This window comes from Nostoc sp. NMS4 (assembly GCF_017115095.1).
Lineage (GTDB): Bacteria > Cyanobacteriota > Cyanobacteriia > Cyanobacteriales > Nostocaceae > Nostoc.
The window spans coordinates 8,707-15,783 of record NZ_JABXKI010000212.1 but is presented as its reverse complement, the minus strand read 5'-3'; the positions used below and the strand labels follow the sequence as shown (position 1 = coordinate 15,783).

At 44.1% G+C, this 7,077-nt stretch carries 4 protein-coding genes and 1 pseudogene; 2 read left to right on the top strand and 3 right to left on the bottom strand.

Annotated elements, in window-relative coordinates:
• On the bottom strand, positions 1-2,056 hold a 2,056-nt coding region (locus HWQ37_RS18250), incomplete at its 3' end, for an SNF2 helicase-associated domain-containing protein (protein ID WP_292749392.1).
• Positions 2,057-2,202: 146 nt separating this feature from the next.
• Here HWQ37_RS18250 and HWQ37_RS18245 point away from each other — a divergent pair.
• Together HWQ37_RS18245 and HWQ37_RS18240 are read left to right on the top strand one after the other, a co-directional pair.
• On the top strand, positions 2,203-2,748 hold the full coding sequence (locus HWQ37_RS18245; protein WP_292749390.1) for a GNAT family N-acetyltransferase: 546 nt from the start codon (positions 2,203-2,205) through the stop codon (positions 2,746-2,748).
• Between the two features lie 101 nt (positions 2,749-2,849).
• Positions 2,850-5,006 (top strand): polyribonucleotide nucleotidyltransferase, encoded by a 2,157-nt coding sequence (locus HWQ37_RS18240; RefSeq protein WP_292749388.1) that lies wholly within the window; start codon positions 2,850-2,852, stop codon positions 5,004-5,006.
• 102 nt (positions 5,007-5,108) lie between these two features.
• Here the strand turns inward: HWQ37_RS18240 and HWQ37_RS18235 are convergent.
• Both HWQ37_RS18235 and HWQ37_RS18230 read right to left on the bottom strand, forming a co-directional pair.
• Positions 5,109-5,317 (bottom strand): annotated as a pseudogene (locus tag HWQ37_RS18235) (type II toxin-antitoxin system HicB family antitoxin).
• Between the two features lie 18 nt (positions 5,318-5,335).
• The coding region (locus HWQ37_RS18230; protein WP_292749386.1) for a HEAT repeat domain-containing protein at positions 5,336-7,077 on the bottom strand (1,742 nt) is incomplete at its 5' end.

Genomic DNA, 7,077 nt, shown 5'->3' with positions numbered 1-7,077 from the left:
AAACCGAAGTTGGGCAAACTAGCAATGTTGGATTTTCTAGTAAATCCTGTTCTTTCAAGTGCAGAAGAAAAGCGATGAACTGCACGGTTTTTCCGAGTCCCATGTCGTCTGCGAGACACGCACCCAAGCCCCAACGTTCTAAGAATGACAACCAAGCAGCGCCACGTTCTTGATAAGGCCGTAACTGTCCTTTAAAGCCTGTTGGTGTGGGTAAAGGTGCGTAGGCGTAGCCCGTCGTAGACATCGCCTGATTATTATTTAGCGCCCCAATCAACTCTTGCAATGCCCCAGATGCCTCAAAACTAACTACTGGTAATTTTTCAATCGCCTGAGTATCCCCCGTACTCAAACGCAAAGCATCTTCCAGGGAAAGCGCCATTTGGTCTTTGCGAGTGGTAAAAAATGTTTGGGCTGTTTTGATATCTTGAGGCCTCAATTCTACCCACTCGCCGTTAATTTCCACTAGCGGACTATTTAAAGCTACAAGTTTATCAAACTCAGCTTTAGAAATAGTTTGTCCACCAATTGCCAATTGCCATTGGAAATTTAGTAGACTCTGCAATCCTAAACGTCCCTGCTTTTTCTTTGGGGTTTGGGCAGTAATTTTCAAACCCAAACGGTTCGCCCAGCCTTCACGGTTCGCTAAACTCGGAGGCAAAATTACTCCTAAACCACTGTCTTCCAACCTCCAAGCTACAGCTTTGATAAACTCATAAGCTTGAATGGGAGTGAGGCGAGAAAATTGGGGATATTCGGTTTCTAAACTGGGTGCGTAGGCGCTTTGTGCCTTGTCGCCAGACATCGCTGGATATAATCGGGAAGCTACCCCCAAACCTCGCAAAAATGTTTCTTGTGGTTGTTCAATTGTCCGATTTTCATAAACCAATCGTTCAACTGGATTATTCCAAATAGTTGCTGCATCTACCAAAAACTCAGGATCGTCAGCCGCTTGCAGAAAATACGCCAATGTCCAATCTGTTTCGCCAGACTCTGGAGAACGCAGTTGAAAACAGGTACGAAATAGAGTTTTAAGAGTTAATTGGTATTGTAGCGGCATAGTCCAAGCCTTTAGTGCCGCTTCCAATCGTTCCACTTCAATTACATCTGCATTCACTGTAGCAGATGTAGTATTTAAGGCTTGCAACCACTGTCGCACCCCAGAGGGTAAAGATGCGATTGCCTTAGCTTCTATTGGAGGTTGAGAACCCACCATTTCTCGCACTTGGGCATCTATCGTACTGTTGAGAAATCCCAAAAGTAATTCTTGAGGTTCTGTGGGAAAGTCTACATAAAGTAGGGATTGGGAAAACTCCTCCCCAGTCTCCACTTCCTCTTGATAAGTACGACAAACCAACGGTATATTCCCAGAAAATTTTTCTAGGCGGGTTCCATCTACGGCACTATCTAGAAGTACTTGCCATTTGGCAGCGATCGCATTATCTGATTGTTGGTCAATTGTTGGTAAAAACTTGCACCGTGAGATTAAATCTAAACTCCAACGGGCAACCTGCGACCAAAAACGTAAATCTCCTCCCAAATCGGCATCTTCTCCGTTAGCAGCATTTAGGGGAATAGCAGCAAGAAATTTTACTGCTTCGCTGGGATTCAAACAAAAACCCTCAACTCGCCACGGTTGCAAATATTGCGGGGAGTCTGTGTCTAGCCCCAAGCTGGCAGAATGTACAGGGAAAATCGCTGTTGTTCCTTCGCTACTACCTTCTAGGATATAAGTTGGTAGGGCAATGATTTGAGAGTGCGTTGGCAAACTGATCTCAGTGGCACTGGCGGCTTTGCGCGTTTGCTTAGTAGTTGCGATGGCAACTTGGGGTTTTTGGCTAAAGTTGGTAATTGCCATGTTCTGCGAATCGCCAAAGGCGACGCTTCGCGATCGCAACCACTCACTCAACTCAACTGATGTCATTGCCAATGGATTTACTGGGATATCTCCAAATCCATTAGACTCGAAATTCACTCGTGGCGATCGCCAAGTTTCCCCCCAAATAAATAAACAACCATTTTGCTCTTTTAGTAACCAATTACAGTGTAAAATCGCCATTTGCTAACTACTCAGATTTTCCCAAAACTCCAGAATTTAAATCGCAATTATTCTACTTTTTGCATCTTCTCAATAAGATTTATTGACCAAATTTCACATACAATAAATAATATTTAAGTAATTGTTCCCCAGAAACATTGTTAATAATGGATTTTCCCCTAATTAAAGTCTTAAAAAATGGGATATTAGTGGAACTGGATTATATGCATCCTCAAGAGGATGAGGTTGTAAGAGCATTACTCAATGTTGTAATTGTCGAAGGTAAAACTTATCCCCAAAAGCAACCTCTCTCTCCTACAGAATTTTCAGCTTACTGGTTAAGTAAGGATGCCTTTGTTGTCAGGACATCTGTTGTAGATCCTACACACAAGCCAAAAGAAATAATCGGGGCGTTTTATTTAAAGCCAAACTTTCCCGGTCGCTGTAGCCATATTTGCAACGCTGGTTTTATTGTACAACCTGAGTTACGCGGTCAGGGTTTAGGACGGTTTATGGGAGAGGCTATGCTTTCAATAGCAGCAAATCTGGGCTACGAAGCAGTAATGTTTAATTTGGTCTTTGAGACTAATATACCTTCAATTACACTTTGGCAGTCGTTAGGATTTGAGATTATTGGGCGAATTCCGGGCGCGGCGAAGCTAGAGAATGGGCAGGTGGCAGATGCGCTAATCTTGTATCACCCTTTGCCTTAAACGACTTGTCTATCTTTGTATGTACTAGAAGTCAGCCATAGGGCATAAATGTTAGGATTGCCACAGAAAGAGAATAGCGAAAGAGAAGGAAAAAAAACTGAATGGCAGAAGTTGATAAGTCAATATCCTTCGATGGAAGGGATATTCGACTGAAAGTAGGCCTACTAGCTCCCCAGGCAGGTGGGTCGGTTTTGATAGAATCAGGGGATACATCCGTTTTAGTGACGGCTACGCGATCGCAAGCCAGAGAAGGCATTGATTTTCTTCCCCTCACTGTAGATTATGAAGAAAGGCTATATGCCGCAGGTAGGATTCCTGGAGGGATCATGCGGCGCGAAGGTCGTCCACCAGAAAAAACAATTCTCACCAGCCGTCTTATAGACCGTCCGATGCGTCCCTTGTTCCCGTCATGGTTGCGGGATGACTTGCAAATTATTGCCTTAACGCTATCGATGGATGAGTTAGTTCCACCCGATGTGTTAGCAGTTACAGGCGCTTCCATTGCTACCCTGATCGCCCAGATTCCTTTTAATGGGCCAATGGCAGCAGTGCGGGTTGGTTTAGTGGGAGATGATTTCATTATTAATCCCACTTATGCAGAAACTGAAGCTGGAGACTTGGATCTGATAGTAGCAGGTTCACCACACGGCGTAATCATGGTGGAGGCGGGAGCCAATCAGTTGCCAGAGCGAGATATTATCGAGGCGATTGACTTTGGTTATGAAGCAGTGCGGGACTTAATCAAAGCGCAGCAAGATTTAATCGCAGAACTGGGTCTAGTAATAGTGCAAGAAGCACCACCAGAAGTAGACCAGACGCTAGAAAATTATATCCGCGATCGCGCCAACGGTCAGATTAAGAAAATCCTCTCTCAATTTAGTTTGACCAAACCCGAACGCGATGCAGCTTTAGATGTCGTCAAGGATGAAATTGCCGCGACGATTACTGAATTGTCAGAAGAAGATCCAATTCGAGTTGCCGCAACTGCAAATAAGAAGGCACTTGGTAACACTTTTAAAGATATTACCAAATACTTCATGCGGCGACAAATCATCGAAGATAACGTCCGCGTTGATGGTCGTAAACTCGATCAAGTGCGTCCGGTTTCTTGTTTAGTTGATGTCTTACCAAAGCGAGTCCACGGTAGCGGTTTATTTAACCGAGAACTAACTCAGGTATTATCCACTTGTACTCTGGGTACACCTGGGGATGCTCAAAACCTCAACGATGACATGCAACTAGATCAGCACAAGCGTTATCTGCATCATTACAACTTCCCGCCCTTCTCAGTCGGTGAAACTAAGCCAATGCGGGCCCCAGGAAGGCGTGAAATTGGTCACGGGGCATTAGCAGAACGAGCGATAATCCCTGTGCTACCGTCAAAAGAACAATTTCCCTACGTAATTCGCATCGTCTCAGAAGTACTTTCTTCCAACGGTTCCACCTCAATGGGTTCAGTCTGCGGTTCCACCCTCGCCTTAATGGATGCTGGTGTACCAATTCTCAAACCCGTCAGTGGTGCAGCAATGGGTCTGATTAAGGATGGGGACGAAGTGCGAATCCTCACCGATATTCAGGGCATTGAAGACTTTTTGGGCGACATGGACTTCAAAGTTGCCGGCACGGATACCGGGATTACCGCCTTGCAGATGGATATGAAAATCTCCGGTTTATCTTTGGAGGTTATTGCCCAAGCCGTCCACCAAGCCAAAGCAGCCCGGTTGCACATTCTGGAGAAAATGCTAGCCTGCATTGACACGCCACGGATTGAAACCTCACCTTATGCCCCCCGTCTGTTAACAATCAAGATTGATTCAGACATGATTGGTTTGGTCATCGGGCCTGGAGGCAAGACTATTAAGGGGATCACAGAGGAAACTGGTGCAAAAATTGACATCGAAGATGATGGCACCGTGACAATTTCCGCGGTGGATGAGAACAAGGCCAAGAGAGCCAGAAATATCATCCAAGGCATGACCCGCAAGTTGCATGAAGGGGATGTCTATGCAGGACGCATCACTCGGATTATACCAATAGGTGCATTTGTGGAATTTTTGCCAGGAAAAGAAGGCATGATTCACATATCTCAATTAGCTGACTACCGCGTTGGCAAAGTTGAAGATGAAGTAGCGGTGGGCGATGAAGTGATTATCAAAGTGCGCGAAATTGATAACAAAGGTCGCATTAATCTCACCCGCTTGGGTATTCACCCAGATCAAGCAACAGCAGCAAGAGAAGCTGCGGCGGTGAATCGGTAACTCGATTTGGGATTTTAGATTAGATTAAATCTAAAATCCGCGATGCCTATCGTGAAGGCATCGCCGTATGCTTCTCTAATTTGACAAATTACGAATTACGAATTATTTTAACGACTTTTTTAGTGTTTTTGGCTCAGGTAGAGGTTGACCGTCAGCTAAGAGGATTCAATCAGCATTTCTAAAACTTCTTGAGCATTTTTGAAAGCTTCTTCGTAAGTATCTCCGTGAGTATGACAAAATCCCCATTCAGGAAGACTCACAACAAAACACTCATTTTCATCAGACCACTGAATAATTATCGTATATTTCATATATACTCATACACTCTTTTACTTCTCTAATTCTGCCAACTTTTGTTGAGCAAACTCTCGCACTTCCTCATCTGGGTCATTTTCTGCTTTGTCGCGCAGCAGTGGTAAAGTCTGGGAATGTTGAGGAAATTGCTTGATAATTATCTCCAGTGCAACCTGTCGAGGATTGGGGTTAAACCGGGAATACCTTTTAAAGGGATCATTAACAGCGCAGTTGTAGTAAATTTCAAACAACTCAGGCTGATATCTGAAGTGTTTGCCTAATGCTTGGATAGCTGCACGTCGCACATTCCCATTATCATCAGTGGCACGGTCTTTGAGAATCGAGCGGGTGTCAGGGTCATCTTTGAAATTGCTGGCTAATGCTTCGATGGCTTCACGCCGCACATTCCCATGATCATCAGTGGTGCAGTCTTTGAGAATCGAGCAGGTGTCCGGGTCATCTGGGAAATTGCTGGCTAATATTCGGATGGCTGTACCTCGCACATTCCCACGATCATCAGTAGCGCAGTCTTTGAGAATCAAGCGGGTATCCGGGTCATCTTTGAAATTTCTGGCTAATGCTTGGATGGCTGCACCTTGCACATTCCCACGATGATCGGTGGCACAGTCTTTGAGAATCGAGCGGGTGTCAGGGTTATCTTTGAAATTGCTGGCTAATGCTTGGATGGCTGCACTTCGCACAAACTCATCATCATCAGTAATAACGCAGTCTTTGAGAAACGAGTAGGTGTTCGGATCATCTTTGAAATTCTTGGCTAATGCTTCGATGGCTACACGTCTTACAAGCTCATCATCATCAGCAGTGGCGAGGTCTTTGAGAATTGAACAAGTATCCAGGTTATTTTTGAAATTCTTGGCTAATGCTTCGATAGCTACTTCTCTTACAAACTCATGATTATCAGCAGTGGCACGGTCTTTGAGAATTGAGTAAATGTCCGGGTCATCTTTTAAATTGTTGGCTAATGCTTCGATGGCTACACTTTGCACGTCCTCATGATTATCAGCAGTGGCGCAATCTATGAGAATTGAGTAAGTGTTCGGGTCATCTGGGAAATTGCTGGCTAATGCTTTAATGGCTGCACCTCGCACATTTTCATGATTATCAGTAGTAGTGCAGTCTTTGAGAAACGAGCAAATGTCCGAGTCATCTTTAAAATTGCTGGCTAATGCTTCGATGGCTGCACGTTGCACATCCCCATGATTATCAGCAGTGGCGCAGTTTTTGAGCCAGTGTAAAGTATCACGGTTATCTTTCCAAATTACAGTGACTGTTGCAACTGCTTGAGTGCGAATTTTTCTAACTAGCTTAGTTTCCTCGTAATTTAGTCTCGGTTCATAATAGTACCAGAGGTCATACTTAGTTAATTCTTTTAGCTTGTCAAGCAATTTATTAGCCGTTGACCCAATAACCAAGCGATTTCTCACTTCTGAAAGACATTTAGCCGCTAAAAATAGGTTGATAAATTTTTCCGCTTCGCCATCTTGCACCATTAAGTAATCAAGAATTTCACCAACAAATTTCGCATCAATCATTCCCGCAATTAGCTGCAATACTTCATGCCAAGTTTCATCTTGCCAGTGTTTACCAAAAACTTCAGTTTTGAGATACTCAATTGTAATACTGCGTTCCTTCTCAAACTGCCAGACAAACTCCCAAGCACAGAAATATTCTAAAAATGTCCGATGCACAAAGGCATAGTAATCTGCACCCAAGAAACATAAAATAAAATTGCGATCGCGCAGTTGTTTCATCAACC

Coding starts and splice junctions, on each gene's coding strand:
- HWQ37_RS18245 (WP_292749390.1), top strand. CDS start 2,203: ATGGATTTTCCCCTAATTAAAGTCTTAAAAAATGGGATATTAGTGGAA.
- HWQ37_RS18240 (WP_292749388.1), top strand. CDS start 2,850: ATGGCAGAAGTTGATAAGTCAATATCCTTCGATGGAAGGGATATTCGA.